We start from the raw sequence: 15647 nt of genomic DNA on the forward strand, positions 1-15647 counted from the left end.
TTCTTGAGGGAAGACAAGAAAGGTGATCCACAGATTACACAGATTACACAGATTTTTCAGAGCCTTAGTGGTCAAATCCGCTTTTGTTGTCAGGGCCTGTTGGCGCAAAGCGCCTTTTCAATCTCATAAACTGCGATGGCCATTAAACTCAGAAAAATCTGTGTAATCTGTGTAATCTGTGGATAAACCTTCCTTAAATTATGGACGGTCTTTCAGGGCCTCGAAGGGTTTATCCTCCGGGCCGGTATAGTTGGCATTGGGGCGGATGATCTTGCCGTCCTGGCGCTGTTCGATGATGTGCGCTGACCAGCCGGAGGTGCGCGAAATCACGAAAAGCGGCGTGAACATATCGGTCGGGACGCCCATCATGTGATAGGAAACCGCCGAGAACCAGTCGAGATTGGGGAACATCCTCTTGGCGTCCCACATCACGCTTTCCAGCCGCTCGGCGATGGCGAACATCTTCATGGAATTTTGCTCGGCGGAGAGGCGGCGCGCCACCTCCTTGATCACCACATTGCGCGGATCGGCCACCGTATAGACCGGATGACCAAAGCCGATGATGACCTCCTTACGGTCAACACGGGCGCGGATATCGGCCTCGGCCTCGTCCGGATTGTCGTAACGTTTCTGGATATCAAAGGCGACTTCGTTGGCGCCACCATGTTTGGGGCCGCGAAGCGCGCCGATGCCGCCGATGATGCAGGAATAAAAGTCCGAACCCGTACCGGCGATCACGCGGGCGGCGAAGGTTGAGGCGTTGAACTCGTGTTCGGCATAGAGGATCAGCGAGGTGTGCATGGCGCGCACCCACGACTCAGGCGGCGGCTTGCCGTGCAGCATATGCAGGAAGTGGCCACCTATGCTGTCGTCGTCGGTCTCGACCTCGATGCGCTTGCCGTTATGGCTGAACTGATACCAGTAGAGCAGCATGGAGCCGAGGCTGGCCAATAGCTTGTCGGCAATGTCGCGCGCGCCGGGATGGTTGTGGTCTTCGCGCTCCGCCGACTGGCAGCCAAGGACGGACACGCCGGTGCGCAGCACGTCCATCGGGTGCGTCGAATAGGGCAGGCTTTCCAGCACGGCCTTCAGCGTGGCGGGCAGGCCGCGCAGGGATCGGAGCTTGGTCTTGTAGGCGGCCAGTTCGCTGAGATTGGGCAGCTTGCCGTGGATCAGCAGGTGGGCGATTTCCTCAAATTCCGAGGTGGCGGCGAGATCAAGGATATCGTAGCCGCGATAGGCCAGGTCATTGCCGGTGCGTCCGACCGTGCACAGGGCGGTATTGCCGGCGATCTGACCGGACAAGGCCACGGATTTCTTGGGCTTAAAGCCCGTCGGTGTATCTCCGTCCATGAGGCATTTCCTTGTTCCTGTTATTTTTGTTTGTTGGTGTTGAAAAGCGCGTCGAGGCGCTCTTCAAAGGCATGGTAACCGATACGGTCATACAGTTCCTCACGGGTCTGCATGGTATCGAGCACATTCTTCTGATTGCCGTCGCGGCGGATGGCGGTATAGACGTTCTCCGCCGCCTTGTTCATGGCGCGGAAGGCCGACAGGGGGTAGAGCTGGATGGCGACACCGGCCGAGGCCAGTTCCTCGCGGGTGAAGAGGGGCGTCTTGCCGAACTCGGTGATATTGGCCAGCACCGGCACCTTTACAGCGTCGACAAAGCGGCGATAGGTGTCCAGATCATAGGCGGCCTCGGCGAAGATGCCGTCAGCGCCGGCCTCAACGCAGGCGATGGCGCGTTCGATGGCGGCCTCCACGCCATCAACGGCAATGGCGTCGGTGCGGGCGATCAGGAAGAAATCGGGATCGGTCTTGGCGTCGGCGGCCGCTTTCACACGATCGACCATTTCGGCGGTCGAAACGATCTCCTTGCCGGGACGGTGGCCGCAGCGCTTGGCGCCGACCTGGTCCTCGATATGGCATGCGGCGGCGCCGAACTTGATCAATGACTTGATCGTGCGTTCGATGTTGAACGCCGAGGGGCCAAAGCCGGTATCGATATCGACCATCAGCGGCAGGTCGCAGACATCGGTGATGCGGCGGATATCGGTGAGCACATCATCAAGCGTATTGATGCCGAGATCGGGAAGCCCCAGCGATCCGGCCGCCACGCCGCCACCCGACAGATAGATGGCCTTGTAACCGGCACGTTTGGCCAGCAGGGCATGATTGGCATTGATGGCACCCACCACCTGCAAAGGCTGTTCAGCGGCCAGAGCCGCGCGAAATTTCGCGCCTGCGGAGGTCATCATGTGGCGTTTCCCTGTCTTTACGACTTACAACCGAAAGGTATCAAGTGAAACCAATTGGGTCAAGCGCAATCATTTACGCTCACGTAAACCTCGGCGTCAATTCACGTGCGATTGATCAGGCGCGCAACGACTCCAGGTAAAGGCGCAACTGCTTCATGCCAGAGATAAGGACGCGGCTATCCTGTGCTGTCTTGGCCAGGGAAATATAACCTTCGTAGGTGGCGACGAGGTAGGTGGCGGTGTCGCGGGCATCGATGTCGTTGCGCACCTTTTCATTGATCTGGCCAAGCCGCAGAGCATCGCTGACCCCCCCGATCCAGTTGGTGAAGATCTCCGACAGGCGCCGGCGGAAACCCTCGTCGAGCGGCGACATTTCCTGCGCCAGATTGTTGAGCGGACAGCCACCGTTGACCTCGGCGTCAGAGGTGCCGGTGTCGTCGAGAATGCCGAGCAGGGCATCGATCGGATCATCAACATCATCGAGCGGGGCCAGCCACTTGTCCTGCGTTATGCGAGCGATGACGTGTTCGATGACGGCATGGCCCAGCGCTTCCTTGCCATCGAAATGATGATAGAGCGCGCCCTTGGTGACACCGGCCCTGGCGAGGATGGCCTTGAGGTCGCTGCCCTGAAAGCCATTGTGATACACCTCCTCGAACGCTGCGTTCATCAGGCGTTCGCGGGTCTGGACCGGTGCGCGGCGGGGGACTGAAACTGACATACCAACCAGTATGTATGATGCTGGCCTAAAGTCAAGTATCCACAATATTTGCGGCGTCGCCGGATTTATGCTGACAGAACTTGGCATGAGGAGGATGCTAGGGTTTCATCAGTGCCGCGTATTCGAGAACCTACCTGACCAAGGACGCCATCATGTCGCGCGCCACCCGCCTGCTTGACCTTTTGCAACTGTTGCGACGCCATCGTTATCCGGTGGCCGGCGCCGAACTGGCGCGCGAACTCGATATTTCGCTGCGGACGCTTTACCGCGATATCGGCGCGCTTCAGGCGCAGGGCGCGCATATCGAAGGCGAGCCAGGCGTGGGTTATGTGCTGCGGCCGGGCTATATGCTGCCGCCTTTGATGCTGAGCCAGGAAGAACTGGAAGCGCTGGTGCTGGGCGTGCGCTGGGTGGCTGACCGGGGCGATGCCCGTCTGGGTGAGGCGGCGCAGAACGCCCTGACCAAGATCACCGCCGTGCTGCCAAAGGATCTGGCCGATGAAATCGAGACCTCCGGGCTTCTGGTGGTGCCAAGCTGGTCATCGCCGCAAAGCCGGATCGATCTCGGTGATATCCGCGCCTCCATTCGTGGCGAATGCCGCGTCGAGGTGCGCTATACCGACCTGAAGGAGGTCACCACCGACCGCGTGGTCTGGCCGGTGGCGCTGGGCTTCTTCGAACACATTCGCATCGTTGTGGTGTGGTGCGAGATGCGGCAGGCCTTCCGCCACTTGCGCGCCGACCGTATCGTGTCGTGGTCACCGCTAGAAAACCGCTACCCCAAGCGCCGCGCCGTCTTGCTCAAGGCGTGGAAGGCGGAACGCAACGAGGAACACGCCAAGTATGAGGCGGGCCTGCCGGCGAAGAAGCAGCCGGTTGTGACTTCTGCAATAATTCCCCTCTCCCCGCAAGAAGCGGGGAGAGGGGGCTTGCTATTCCTTCACAATCGGCAGCCAGACCGCTGAGGCGGCTGTCGGCGTGCGATAGATACTTTCGGTCGCCGCCTTGTAATCCGCCGGCTTGGCGTTGAAGATATTGTCGACATAGGTCTGCGGGTTGCGGTCATAGAGCGGGAACAGCGATGACTGCACCTGGATCATCAGCTTGTGTCCCGGCAGGAAGACGTGATCGACATTGGGCAACTCGAACTTGTACTGCTCGATCTTGCCGGGCGTCAGGGCCTGAGGCTTGTCGAAACCGTGCACGTAACGGCCGCGGAAAATCTCGATGCCGATGGGCAGTTCATAACCGGCCATGCCGGGCTTCGAGCCTTGCGCGGCGCCTTCCGGCAACTCGTTGGGATAGACGTCGATGATCTTGACCACCCAGTCGGAGTCGGTACCGGAGGTGGCGGCGTAGAGATCGACCACAGGCGCGCCCATGATATGCACCGGCTTGTCGAGCGCGGTGGAGGTATAGGTCAGCACATCGGGACGATCGGAGACGAAGCGCTGGTCGTGGACCAGCCAGGGCTTCCACTGGCTGGAATTGGCCATGCTGATCGGGCGCGGAATAAAGGGCACGGGCTTCGACGGATCGGAGACGTAGTTGTCGTGGCCGTCCGTGGCGGGTTTGGTGAAGCTGGCGGTGAAGTTTTCACTGATATAGAGCGGGGTCAGGGTGCCCATCGGCCATTTCGGCAACTCGTTCCAGTGGTTCGCGCCGGTGGCGTAGGTCAGGACCGGCGGGGTTTTCGGATCGGGTGCGCCCTTGAGATAGTGATCGAAGAAGGGCTTCATGTATTTGACGCGGAATTCCTGCGCCGTGTCGCCGGTGAAGGTGAGGGCGCCGAGGTCGTAGCCATAGTGGTTGACGCCGGAGTGACGCCACGGCCCGATGACCAGAGACACCATGTCGTTGTTCGTGTCCTTGGGCTCCATGACCTTGTAGACCGCCGGTGCGCCGTAGGAATCTTCCTGATCCCACTGGCCAACGACCAGCATGGTCGGCACTTTCAGCGGCGCGGCGGCCATCCACTTATCAACCGCCTGGCCCGACCAGAAGGTGGTATAGGCCGGATTTTCCATCAGCTTGCGCACGAAGGGCACCTGATCGATGCCCCACTTGCGGGCGTAATCGCCCGTCGAACCAGCTTCGAGATAGCGATTATAATCGTCGCCCACACCATCCGGTATGTCGGCGCCGGCATCGGCCTTGCCGGTGCTTTGCCCCAGGGCATAGCTCAGGCTGTTGACGCGGAAGGCGCCGTTGTGGAACCAGTCGTCGCCCTTCCAGCCATCGACCATCGGGCTTTGCGGCACGGCGGCTTTCAGGGCCGGATGCGGGTTGATCTCGGCCAGCAGGGAGGTGAAGCCGAGATAGGACGAGCCGATGATACCGACCTTGCCGTTCGATTCCGGGATGTTCTTCGCCAGCCAGTCGATCGTGTCATAGGCGTCGGTCGATTCATCAATGCCGGTGTCGTTGAGTGCACCCGAAAGCGGGCGGTTCATGACGTAGACGCCCTCAGAATTATGAATGCCGCGGATATCCTGCGTCACGATGATGTAGCCGTCATCAACGAACGGATCGTACATCGCGGGCAGGACTTCCTTGATCGTCTGGCTCGCCGATCTCGCCATGGTGGACTTGGCGTCATAGGGGGTGCGCGACAGCAGGATCGGACCGTCCTTCGTGCCCTTCTTGAATACGATCACGGTATAGAGCTTGGTGCCGTCGCGCATTGGCACCATGATGACGCGACGGACAAAATCGGCATCCGGACGAACCTTGTCATAGCTGTCGAAGACATCCGGCGTCATGGGGGTGACGGCGGTGGAAGGGGCAGCCGGCTTCGGCTTGGCCAGCACGGGGGCGGCAAGGGCCAGCGACAGCAGGGCAGCGGCGCAGGTGAGGGTGCGGAAGGTCATCTCTAATTCCTAACGGGTGTAAAGGGCTTTGGCGTCGGCCTTAAAGGCGGTGGCGCTGCCGGCGCGGCTGTAGAACATGTGACCGCCGGGATAGACGGCGAGCCTGACCTTGGCGGTGCCGCCATAGGTCGGCAACTGGTCGATGACAAGGCGCGAGGTGAAGAAGGGGCACGACAGGTCGTTATAGCCATGGACGATCAGCACCTGCATCTTCGGGTCGTTGGCGATGGCCTGGCGCAGGTCGCTGACCGGCTTGTCGGCGGTCGGGTATTGCTGCCAGTCCTCGCCGACCTGTGGTGACAAGGCCTCATAGTGGGCATCGGTCTTCCAGCCGACCTCGCGCGTCACGAAATCGACCATGGCGCTGGTGGTAGGCGCCAGCAGGGCGTTGAGGATGGGATCGCCCGACTTCTGGCTCGACGCTTCGGGGAAAGGATCGTAGGCGGTGACGTTGGAATCGTACCAGCTACCGATCTTGCGCTGATCGCGGTGGCTTTCGCGCACGAAGGTCATCGTGTCGACGCGGCCATCCATGCGCGCCACCAGCGCCGGATCGAGCCCGGTATATTCCGATACCTTGGCGACGAGGCGGTTGACGGCCTGCGGATCGGAGCGACCGGCGAGGAAATCTGTGACGAACTGCGTGCGGTCATAGCGCTCGACCTCTGCCATGGCCTCCGGCGTCAGCTTGCCCTGCTTTTCCAGATTGGCGGCGGCCATGGAGGGCAGGTTGATCATCCACGGCAGCGGTGACAGAGCCGTTTCGGAGCCGACGGCGGCGGGGTCGAGATAGGGCGACACCATGATCAGGCCGGAAACACCGACGCCCATACGGGTTTGCAGGGTGTTGGCGATGCGTGGGGCACGGTAGCCACCGTAGCTTTCGCCCATGATGTATTTGGGGGAGCGCAGGCGACCGTTCTTGACCAGCCAGTCGTAGACGACGCGCGACAGGTACTGGATATCGGCCTCGGTCGAGAAGAAGTCCTTCTTGGCGGCATCGGACTCTTCCAGCGCGCGTGAATAGCCGGTGCCGACCGGATCGATAAAGACGAGATCGCTCATATCGAGCCAGGTGCTGGCGTTATCGACCGTAACGCTGGAATCGGAGGGTGAGTTGCCTTCATCGCCGAACTGCACGCGCTTCGGACCAATGGCGCCCATGTTGAGATAGACGGAAGAGGCGCCAGGGCCGCCGTTAAAGGCGAAGGTTACAGGCCTTTTAGGATCTTTGTCGGGCACGATATAGGCGGTGTAAACGACCTCGGCGATGACCTTGCCCTTGGCGTCGCGCACGGCGATCTTACCGACGGTGGCGTCATAGCTCAGCGCCTTGCCTTCGAGCTGGATGGATTGGCGAATGGTCTTGTCGTCCGGCAGGGCCGGGAAACTATCGCCATCGGGTTTATCGGCGGTTTTCTCAGGCTCGGCCTTGGGCTTGTCACCGGCAAAGGCGGGCAGGGCGGGGCTGCCGGCGAGCATAACACAGACCAGGCCGGTGAGGAGCGCGCGGGAGGGGCGGAGGGAAAACGTCACGGAGGAGGCCCTTTTATTATAGGGGGTTATTATCTGGAAGCTGACAATACACACTTGCAAATCTGATACAATATACGCCGGTTTCATTTGCATCCGGATCGGGACAAAAAACAAAATCAGCGTTACCGGCTCGCCCTGCGAGGGGCAGGATGCCACGATCCATGTCACCGGCAAGATCACTGGCATATGCACCAAATCCTGATTGACTAAAGCGTAGAGTCGCGGCCCCATGCGCGGCGTAAAAAAGGGATCGCGACCATGAATGGTATTAAGCTTGACGACGGCTGGAAGGCGCTTCTGGCGCCGGAGTTTTCAAAGCCCTACATGGTTGAGCTGAAGGCCTTCCTGAGTGCGCAGCGTGAGGCAGGTAAGCGCGTATTCCCCAAAGGCGCCGATTATTTCCGCGCGCTGGACCTGACGCCACCGGACAAGGTGCGCGTGGTGATTCTGGGGCAGGACCCTTACCATGGCGAAGGCCAGGCGCATGGTCTGTCGTTCTCGGTCAAACCGGGCGTGCGTATTCCGCCGTCCCTGGTCAATATCTACAAGGAATTGCAGGGCGATCTTGGTATTGCGCCGGCGAAGCACGGCTTTCTGGAGCACTGGGCAAAGCAGGGCGTATTGCTGCTTAACAGTGTGCTGACGGTCGAGATGGGCATGGCGGCGGCGCATCAGGGCAAGGGCTGGGAAAAGTTCACCGATGCGGTGATCCGCGCGGTCAATGACCTGCCGCAGCCGGTGGTCTTTATCCTGTGGGGCGCTTACGCACAGAAAAAGGCCGCTTTTGTCGATACCTCGAAGCATCTGGTCATCAAATCGGTGCATCCGTCGCCGCTGTCAGCCCATAACGGCTTCTTCGGCACCAAACCGTTCTCGCGCGCCAATGATTTTCTGGTGGCGAAGGGCCATGCGCCGATCGACTGGACGCTGCCGGCCAATCCAGCAGAATGATCACCGGATCGACTTCCTAATTTCGTCTTTATATTTTCAAAACTAGGTTGAAGGGGCGTTACGGGAGAGTGTTGATGAAGCCGCTTGTGTATGTATTCCCGACCAGTCTGGTCATTTGTGCGGTCGGTATGAAAAGGGGCTTTATCACCCCGGCAACGAACGGTAATCGCCAGGGCGTCAGCGCGACATGATCACTATGCGGCACGTTTCTTTGAGTTTGTCTCTTCTGGCGTGCCTGGCGGTGGTGGCCTGTGACAAGCCCGACAAGCCGCCCGTGGCACCTTCCGGCAGCGCGACCGCGCAATCGGCGTCGTCGATGTACGACTCCACCGCGGAGCAGGCTTCGGAAAGCGTGGCCAGCAGCGAAACGCCTCCGCCTCGCAAGAGCCAGCGTGAGGGCCTGTGGCAATTGACGCAGACCTTGCCGCAACTGGGCGGCAGTTCGGTAGCCAGGATCTGCGTCGATGAAGATCAGGGCGAGCGTCTGGCGGTGATCGGTCAGGATCTGCTCGGCAAACCGGAAATGGATGACCTGTCGTGCATGACGCGCAGCGTGGTGCGGCTGGCCTCCGGCGCCGATATCGATACGGTTTGTGAGGTCAATGACACCACACTGACCAGTCATATCCATGTCGACATCATCGGCAACGAGGCGTTCCACCAAACGGCCGAAACGCGCTATTCGCCGGCCTTTGCCGGTCATGGCCGCCAGATCACGGTGACCGATGGCAAGCGTCTTGGCGATTGTCCGGATGGCATGAAGGCGGGCGACTACGTCAACGGTGACGGCGTGAAGATGAAGGTCGGCAAGGTTCTGGCGAAATTCAGCTGATTGCGCCAGCCGACAGTGGCCTCATAACTGGCGACACCGGACGATCTGATGCTACTAAGCTTCCTGTAAGACGCCTGGAAATGGGCGTTCGTCTTCACATCGCACCTATGTCAGGGAAGCCTATGCGACAATATCTGATCGACGCCTTTGCAGAAGCACCGTTCAAGGGCAATCCCGCCTGTGTGGTCGAGCCCTTCACCGTGTGGCCGGACGCGGACTTCATGCAGGCGCTGGCCATGGAGAACAATCAGGCGGAAACCGCCTATCTGCTGCGCACCGGTGATCCCTCGCGCTTTGGTCTGCGCTGGTTCACGCCGGCCATGGAGGTGCCGCTGTGCGGGCACGCCACCCTGGCCTCGGCCCATGCGCTTTTCCATGAGTTTGGTGTGGCGGCCGATGGGCTGCGCTTTGACACCTTGTCGGGCGAATTGACCGTCCGTCGCTTTGAGGATCGGCTGGAAATGGATTTCCCGTCCTATCCGCCGCATGAGATCGCGCTAGTGCCGGCGGTCGAGGCCGTGCTGGGCGTGGCACCGCTGCGCTGCTATGGCGGACCGGCCCTGATCGCCTTCATGGACAGCGAGCAGACCGTGCGCGACATCATGCCGGATCTCAGCAAGCTGACCGCCTATCAGGGCACGGCCTATACCGATCGCCATCTGATCGTTACGGCCTTTGCCGATGCGGATAAGCCTTACAGCGTGGTCAGCCGGCTGTTTGCGCCCGATATGGGCATCAACGAAGATCCGGCCACCGGCTCGATGCACTGTATGCTGGCGCCGCTCTTTGCCGCCTTGACCGGAAAGCCTGTAATCGATTACTATCAAGCCTATCCGAGACGCGGCGCGCACCTGCAATGCGAAGTGGTGGGGGATCGCGTCAAGCTGCGCGGTCAGGCCGTCACTGTGATGATGTCGGACCTCAAACTATAATAATATATTCGGGAAGATCCATGTTCAAAGCCAGCCTTATCGCCGCCGCCTGCGCGGTGTTCGCCGTTTCCGCCGCCCATGCGGAAGCGCCCGTCTTCAAGCCACAAACGCTTGTTCTGAAGAACATTCCAAAGGCTGCCGGGCCGGCGGTGTCGATATTCAATGGCAAGGATCTCAACGACTGGAGCGGTTGGCTGGGCTATCCCGATCCGTCACGCACCTATAATGCCGGTGACGCCAAACCGATCGGGGCGGGTGGCGTAGGGTCGATCTTCACGGTGGTGACCGAGGACGGCGCCCCGGCCTTGCGGGTGAGCGGTGAAACCTGGGGCAGCCTTGTCCATAAGGGCGACTTCAGGAACTATCACCTGCGTCTGGAATACAAGTGGAGCGGCAAGCGCCATGCGCCGCGCCTCAATGAACCGGAGAACAACGGCCTCCTGTATCATACCCACGGCAATCCCGGCGCTGTGTGGGGCACATGGTCGCGGTCGGTAGAGTTCGAGATCATGACCGGAAGCGTCGGTATGGTGGTGCCGGTCGGTAACGGTCTGGAGGTTGACTCCAGCGTGGCGATTGATCCCTCGATCATCGATCCGAAGCAGCGTTTCATGGCGGGGGCGCCACTGGGCAGCGCGGTCGGTAACACCGCGCTGTGGAACATCGAAAACAACAGCAATGCCGATAAGCCGGTCGGCGAATGGAATACGCTCGACCTCTACGTCTTCGCCAACCATGCGGTGCATGTGGTCAACGGTGTGCCGGTGATGGAGGTCTGGGGCCTGTGCGACAAGGCGACCGAAACGTCGGTTTGCGAACCGCTGATCCACGGCGCCATCCAGTTACAGTCGGAAGGCGCGGAGACCTTCTTCCGCAATATCACGCTGGAGCCGATCAATAGCCTGCCGGCGATTGAGGTGGTGAAGTAAGCGCAGTCTTCCGGATGGCGGAGACATGGAAACGCATCGCCATGATCCGCGATCCGGGATTCGGGCAGGAGGAGGGTTATCCACAGATTGCACAGATTTACACAGATCAGGAAAGTCAGCGATGGGCCTGTGGTTCGTTTGAAGCCCATGAGGGTTAGGAACTCGCGCCCCTGTGTCGTCCGCGGATATGCCTGTTTTTTTATTCAGGGCTCTGGCGCGAGGATGTCCGGCGCCGGCGTTTCGACCTCTATAGTGTTTAATCCCAGGGCCGCGCGCGCTTTCAGAATGCTCTCGGTATAATCGACGTAACTGACGACGGGCGTCGGTTGCCTGCACGCGACCGTCTGCGAGGCCAGGTCTTCCTGAGGTAAGGTCTCAACCGACGTCTGGGCCTGAGGCTGGGCAGGTTGTGCCAGAATGCGTTCCCGAGTGCGTTCTTCTGCGGCGTCCCACCATTTTCCGAGATCGCGGCGACGTTTTTCGCCCCATTCCAAAGTATTGGCCAGACTGACGCGCGCCTTGATCGCTTCTTCTTCATGGCTGGCGCGTTCGGCTTCGAGTTTACGCGGATTGGGCGTCTGATCGCGTATCTGGCGCTCGGCGCGATCGCAACGGCTGTAGACGCGCTCGATCCCGGCGGCCACACGCACGGCTTTCTCGACGCCTGGCATATCTTCGGGATCGTCCATAGCGGTGACCTTGAGCAGCATCCGGTCGGCGAAGGCGCGCAAAAGCGTACGCCGCTCATCCGGGGTCAAGTGTGCCTGTGCTGTGCGGTCATCCTGAGACATCGTTACAGTATGCACCGGGAAAAGGACGGGGGAATAGATTTGGGCTTCGCACCTTATCTTATTCTTCCGTGTCTTACATGGCGGGGGAGAAGCAAAAATCCGCACCACCGCATCTCAGCCTTCGGCTTCGTGCGGTCCCCCTCCCGACAAGTCGGGGAGGTATAAGGTAATCTCTGGTTGCGGCCATTCGATATTGCTGCTGCTTCCGGGCAAGAAAAGACCCCGCCGGACAGGTCCGGCGGGGTCGGTTATCAGGCGTTTTGAGAGGGCTTAATCGAGTGATACCACGGTCACCGATTCAGGGGCGACCTTCAGGATAAGCGAGCCGTTCCTGGCCGTGGCCGAGAAGGCCTTTGTGGTCACCACATTCGGATTGTCAAACGTGTTGATGCTGTCGATCTTCGGCGCGGTCAGTGTTTCGCCGGTGGCGCTTTTCGCCTTGAGGCCGAGCACGGAGGCGTCGATTTCGAGCGGCTGGGTCGGGTCGATATTGGTGATCGACAGGTAGACCTTGCCGTCCTTGCCGCGGGCGGCGATGATATCGGCGCGTGGCAGGGTGATGCCGCCGTGCGTATAGGTGCCGGCCTCATAGGTCACGGGAATAACCGTGGCGTCCTGGAAAGGTACGTACAGCTTGAAGACGTGATAGGTCGGTGTCAGGATCATCTTGTCGCCGTCGGTCAGGATCATGGCCTGCAGGACGTTGATCATCTGGGCGATATTGGCCATGCGCACGCGATCGGCATGGCGCGTGAAGATGTTGATCGAGACGGCCGCCAGGATGGCGTCACGTTGCGAGTTTTGCTGATAGAGGAAGCCCGGATTGGTGCCGGGTTCGCCCTTGTACCAGGCGCCCCATTCATCGACCGCCAGAGCGATCTTCTTCTGCGGGTCGTACTTGTCCATGATGGCCGAATGCTTGCTGACAAGCTCTTCCATGCGCAGGGCGGTCTTGATCACCTCGGCGTATTCGGTCTCATCGAAACCCGACGCCGGCTGGTACGGAGGCCAGGCTTCAAAGCCGGAATAGTAGTGCAGCGACAGAGCATCGACATCGCCGGACTTGTTCTTCATGAACACTTCGGTCCATTTGTAGTCATCGACGTTGGCGCCCGAAGCGATCTTCTTCATGCGCTTGTCGCCGGTCTGTGCCGGATTGTAGTTCTTGGCGTAGGTTGAGAACTGGCGGTACTCGTCGGTGTAGTGCTCAGGCGTCATATTGCCGCCGCAGCCCCAGCTTTCATTGCCTATGCCGAGGAAGGCGACCGAATAGGGGGCCGGGTGGCCATTTTCGCGGCGCGCCATGGCCAGGCTCGTTTCCTTTTCCGAGGTCATGTATTCCAGCCATTCGGCGGTTTCCTGCGGGGTGGAGGAGCCGACATTGGCCGAGACATAGGCCTCGGTGCCGACCTGGCGGGTGAATTCCATGAACTCATCGGTGCCGAAGGTGTTGGGTTCGATCACGCCGCCCCAGTTGGAATTGAGCGTGACCGGGCGCTTGCCCTTGCCGATGCCTTTTTCCCAGTGATATTCGTCGGCGAAGCAACCGCCGGGCCAGCGCACGTTCGGCACCTTGATCGCCTTGAGTGCGGTCACGACGTCGTTGCGGATGCCGTTGGTATTGGGGATCTTGGAATCCGTGCCGACCCATATGCCGCCATAGATGCCGGTGCCGAGGTGTTCAGCGAATTGTCCGAAGATATGGCGATCAATCACAGCGCCGGATTTGGTGGTGTCCACGGTCAGCTTTGAGGTCGGCGTGGCGGCATGGGCCCAGCCAAAAGCCAGTAAACTCATGGCTGACAAGGAAATGACCACGGACTTGGTCCGTGACATGGCGCGGTGGTGCATAGTGGATCTCCCTAAGGCCCATTTTGGGGTTTGGAGATTTTGTAGGACAATTGAATGTGGCTGACAAGTGGCCGCTTTCTAAGAGTCCGACTTATTTTTGAGGTGCGAAGGTACGGCTATTTTTCACGCAGGCTTCGACCGACCTCTGTTAACTGGTCGCGCAGGTCGAACAGGCTGTCGAGGTTTAAACCCGAGGCGCACAGCAGGGCTTCGGGAATGGCACGGGCCTTGTCTTGTAACGATTTTCCGTGTGGTGTCAGGTAGATACGGGTGATGCGCTCATCATGGGCGTCGCGCTGGCGCGTCACGAAGCCGGCCTTTTCCATGCGCTTGAGCAGGGGGGTGAGGGTGCCCGAATCGAGGTGAAGGGGCTGCCCCAGGGCGTTGACCGAGCGACCATCCTGATCCCACAGCAGCAGCATGACGAGATATTGCGGATAGGTCAGGCCCATCGGCTCCAGGTGCTGTTTATAGGCCTGCGCAAAGGCGTGCGCCGCCGAATAGACGGAGAAGCAGAGCTGGTTTTCGAGCTTGAGTTCGGGTGGGGAGGTATCGGGCATGGGTGACTCGCAAAATTTTGAGAAAGATAGCGCACAATCTTCTTGACATCAAATTGTGTACAATATAATTGTGCATTATTGAAATTTATCAAGGAGACTGATCATGACCATCGAAACCATCACCCCGATGTACACCGCACACGGCAAGGCCACCGGCGGCCGCGAAGGCACCGCCACATCGGGCAATCAAGATCTGAAGCTTTCGACGCCGCGGGAACTGGGCGGCGCCGGCGGCGAGGGCACCAATCCGGAAGAGCTGTTCGCTATGGGCTACGCCGCCTGTTTCATTGGCGCGCTCAAGGCGGTTGGCGCCGGTCAGAAGATCGCTGTGCCGGCCGATACCAGCATCGAATCGAGCGTTTCGATCGGTAAGATTTCACACGGCTTCAGCATCGCGGTGGAACTGAAGGTGTCGCTGCCGGGCCTGGCGCCTGACGTCGCCGACAAGCTGATCGCCGACGCCCATCAGGTCTGCCCGTACTCGAACGCCACGCGCGGCAATATCGACGTCAAGCTGTCGCGTATCTAAAGATTAGCCGCTAACGACAGGGCCACGGCATCGCGGACAGCGCGGCCGTGGTCATTGTCGATGGGGTAATATTCCAGACCCATCGGGCCTTTATAGCCAGCGGCGCGGATGGCCTTGAGCAGGTTGACGTGATTGACCTCCCCGGTGCCGGGCTGATGACGACCGGGCACATCGCCCAACTGAACATAGCCGACCTGATCGATGCCGGCGGTGAACTTTTCGATCAGGTCGCCGTCTTCAAGCTGCATATGATAAAAATCCCATTGCAGCTTGATCATCGGCGAATGGACGGCGCGCAGCATGGCGGTGGCCGGGCGCGAACCGTTGAGCAGGTGCCCCAGGTGGTTGACCGTATTGAAGGGCTCGACCAGCGCCATCAGGCCGGCCTGTTCCAGCAGCGGCGCAATGCGCATCAGGCCTGCGGTATAGCCGGCCAGCATGGCCTCGCGGGTCATACCGTCCACGATGTGGTGCCCGACGAGTGTGATCTGCTTATTGCCCATGATGGCGGAATCGCTAATGGCCTGCCGGATCATCTCCTGCAGGGCGTCGTGCTGCCCCGGGTCCGAAAAATTGGGGGCGGCCGGTGCGTATTGCGTCAGCGTCAGGCCGTTGGTATCGAGCAGTGCGCGGGCCTTTCTGGCGTCCAGGCCATCGCGCCGCACGGGCCAGAATTCAACATTGATAAATCCGTCCGCCGCCGCGCGCGCAAAGCGTTCGTTGAACGGCACGTCATTATACCAGGTGTCGAGATTACAGGCGAAGGGGCGCAGCGCCGCCTTGGTGTCTGTTTTAGCGCTGGCAGGCGCCACACTGGCGGCGGCGGTGATACCGGCCGCCAGCAGCGCCATTCTACGTGTCATTTTGGTCATGTGCGTTTCCCT

General features: G+C 60.0%; 15 protein-coding genes. 6 read left to right on the forward strand and 9 right to left on the reverse strand.

Annotated features, from left to right (window positions below; translation table 11 throughout):
• Window positions 1–198: 198 nt before the first annotated feature.
• The 3 genes from prpC to ABQ278_RS05800 all read right to left on the reverse strand — a co-directional run bounded on the left by prpC (window position 199) and on the right by ABQ278_RS05800 (window position 2982).
• Window positions 199–1353, reverse strand: a complete 1155-nt coding sequence (gene prpC, locus ABQ278_RS05790) for a 2-methylcitrate synthase (protein ID WP_349321628.1) — start codon at window positions 1351–1353, stop codon at window positions 199–201.
• Between the two features lie 20 nt (window positions 1354–1373).
• Window positions 1374–2261 carry a methylisocitrate lyase gene (gene prpB, locus ABQ278_RS05795; RefSeq protein ID WP_349321629.1) on the reverse strand — a complete coding sequence of 296 codons (888 nt, stop codon included), beginning with the start codon at window positions 2259–2261 and terminating at the stop codon, window positions 1374–1376.
• Window positions 2262–2376: 115 nt separating this feature from the next.
• Window positions 2377–2982, reverse strand: coding sequence for a TetR/AcrR family transcriptional regulator (locus ABQ278_RS05800; protein WP_349321630.1), 606 nt, complete (start codon window positions 2980–2982; stop codon window positions 2377–2379).
• 152 nt (window positions 2983–3134) lie between these two features.
• On the opposite strand from ABQ278_RS05800, the gene ABQ278_RS05805 reads away from it, so the two are divergent.
• Complete coding sequence (locus ABQ278_RS05805; protein WP_349321631.1) at window positions 3135–3947, forward strand: YafY family protein; 813 nt, start codon at window positions 3135–3137, stop codon at window positions 3945–3947.
• On the opposite strand, the gene ABQ278_RS05810 is transcribed toward ABQ278_RS05805, so the two are convergent.
• Window positions 3915–5852: a CocE/NonD family hydrolase gene (locus ABQ278_RS05810; protein ID WP_349321632.1), complete on the reverse strand. Its 1938-nt coding sequence runs from the start codon at window positions 5850–5852 to the stop codon at window positions 3915–3917. The genes ABQ278_RS05805 and ABQ278_RS05810 overlap by 33 nt on opposite strands.
• Window positions 5853–5861: 9 nt before the next feature.
• The gene (locus tag ABQ278_RS05815; RefSeq protein ID WP_349321633.1) at window positions 5862–7388 is read right to left on the reverse strand and encodes a S10 family serine carboxypeptidase-like protein; all 1527 of its coding nucleotides are present in this window, start codon (window positions 7386–7388) and stop codon (window positions 5862–5864) included.
• Between the two features lie 258 nt (window positions 7389–7646).
• Here ABQ278_RS05815 and ung point away from each other — a divergent pair, with 258 nt between their 5' ends.
• The 4 genes from ung (at window position 7647) to ABQ278_RS05835 (ending at window position 11032) form a co-directional block, all read left to right on the forward strand.
• On the forward strand, window positions 7647–8339 hold the full coding sequence (gene ung / locus ABQ278_RS05820) for a uracil-DNA glycosylase (protein WP_349321634.1): 693 nt from the start codon (window positions 7647–7649) through the stop codon (window positions 8337–8339).
• Window positions 8340–8526: 187 nt separating this feature from the next.
• Window positions 8527–9171: a DUF3617 family protein gene (locus ABQ278_RS05825; protein ID WP_349321635.1), complete on the forward strand. Its 645-nt coding sequence runs from the start codon at window positions 8527–8529 to the stop codon at window positions 9169–9171.
• 122 nt (window positions 9172–9293) lie between these two features.
• Window positions 9294–10103, forward strand: a complete 810-nt coding sequence (locus ABQ278_RS05830) for a PhzF family phenazine biosynthesis protein (protein ID WP_349321636.1) — start codon at window positions 9294–9296, stop codon at window positions 10101–10103.
• A gap of 20 nt (window positions 10104–10123) precedes the next feature.
• A complete protein-coding gene (locus tag ABQ278_RS05835) occupies window positions 10124–11032 on the forward strand; it encodes a DUF1080 domain-containing protein (protein WP_349321637.1) in 909 nt (302 codons plus the stop codon).
• A gap of 203 nt (window positions 11033–11235) precedes the next feature.
• Here ABQ278_RS05835 and ABQ278_RS05840 read toward each other — a convergent pair whose 3' ends face one another.
• From ABQ278_RS05840 to ABQ278_RS05850, 3 genes are all read right to left on the reverse strand, one after another.
• Entirely contained in the window at window positions 11236–11823 is a 588-nt protein-coding gene (locus ABQ278_RS05840; RefSeq protein ID WP_349321638.1) for a hypothetical protein, read from the reverse strand.
• A gap of 270 nt (window positions 11824–12093) precedes the next feature.
• A complete protein-coding gene (locus tag ABQ278_RS05845) occupies window positions 12094–13674 on the reverse strand; it encodes an alpha-L-arabinofuranosidase C-terminal domain-containing protein (protein WP_349321639.1) in 1581 nt (526 codons plus the stop codon).
• Between the two features lie 116 nt (window positions 13675–13790).
• A complete protein-coding gene (locus ABQ278_RS05850) occupies window positions 13791–14234 on the reverse strand; it encodes a MarR family transcriptional regulator (protein ID WP_349321640.1) in 444 nt (147 codons plus the stop codon).
• A gap of 103 nt (window positions 14235–14337) precedes the next feature.
• On the opposite strand from ABQ278_RS05850, the gene ABQ278_RS05855 reads away from it, so the two are divergent.
• Window positions 14338–14763 carry an organic hydroperoxide resistance protein gene (locus tag ABQ278_RS05855; RefSeq protein ID WP_349321641.1) on the forward strand — a complete coding sequence of 142 codons (426 nt, stop codon included), beginning with the start codon at window positions 14338–14340 and terminating at the stop codon, window positions 14761–14763.
• Here ABQ278_RS05855 and ABQ278_RS05860 read toward each other — a convergent pair.
• A complete protein-coding gene (locus ABQ278_RS05860) occupies window positions 14760–15635 on the reverse strand; it encodes a TIM barrel protein (RefSeq protein ID WP_349321642.1) in 876 nt (291 codons plus the stop codon). The two genes, ABQ278_RS05855 and ABQ278_RS05860, sit on opposite strands and share 4 nt — an antisense overlap.
• Between the last annotated feature and the right edge of the window lie 12 nt (window positions 15636–15647).

The organism is Asticcacaulis sp. MM231, assembly GCF_964186625.1.
Taxonomy (GTDB): Bacteria; Pseudomonadota; Alphaproteobacteria; order Caulobacterales; family Caulobacteraceae; genus Asticcacaulis.